The 767-nt window shown below is 69.8% G+C and carries 1 pseudogene; it reads left to right on the forward strand.

Annotation, left to right across the window (positions count from 1 at the left end):
* A pseudogene (locus tag AC5LSR_RS21800) lies at positions 1 to 305 on the forward strand (glycosyltransferase); the annotation flags it as partial.
* Between the last annotated feature and the right edge of the window lie 462 nt (positions 306 to 767).

Consider the following 767-nt stretch of genomic DNA (forward strand, 5'->3'; position numbering starts at 1 on the left):
GGCGCGGGCGCTGGGGCGCCGGGGGCGCGGCCGCGCTGGTCGCCGGCATCGCCGGGCTCGCCACCTGGGCGATCATGACTGCCACCTATGTCCCGATGCTCCGCTACTACCGCCAGCCGGTGTGGACGGCTGTGGCCCTGCCCGCCGTCGCCGCCCTGTACACGCTGATGACCGTGGACTCGGCCGTGGCGCACTGGCGCGGCCGAGGCGCCGCCTGGAAGGGCCGCGCCTACTCGCCGTCCGCCTCGCCCGCACCGTCCGCCTCAACCCCGACGGTGGGCTCCGACAGCGCCACCGGCACCTGACCGTCCCAGCCCTTCCCCGCCACCGCCAGAGCGCCGGTCGGGTAACCATACGTATCCCTCCTGAACGATGGCACGCTCCGATGGACGCCGGCCATCGGAGAAGATCAGCGTAATTTTGTCGTTATGTACGTTTTCGCGACCAAAAAGCGTACATAACGACAAACTCTTCTGGATCATGACCTGTGCGGGCGGCCGTGGATGAGATCCGCGCTACCTGACCGGCGCTCTAGGCGAGCATGCCCGTGCCGGCTTCTGACGCCGGGCGTCCGCGCTGATCGCGCTGATCGCGCTGGTCCTGGCGTTGCCGGGGATCTCCGTTCCCGTCCCGGGATGCTGGGCGGCCCAGTCGTTCCGACCGTGCTGGCGGTGGTGGCCATACCGGTCACGCGGTTGCGGCCACCACGGTGGCCGGCCGGCCGCCAACAGCGACGATCAGGGCATTACGATGCAGAGCGTCGTCAT

The sequence above is a fragment of the Protofrankia sp. CiP1_Cm_nod4 genome, assembly GCF_982290645.1.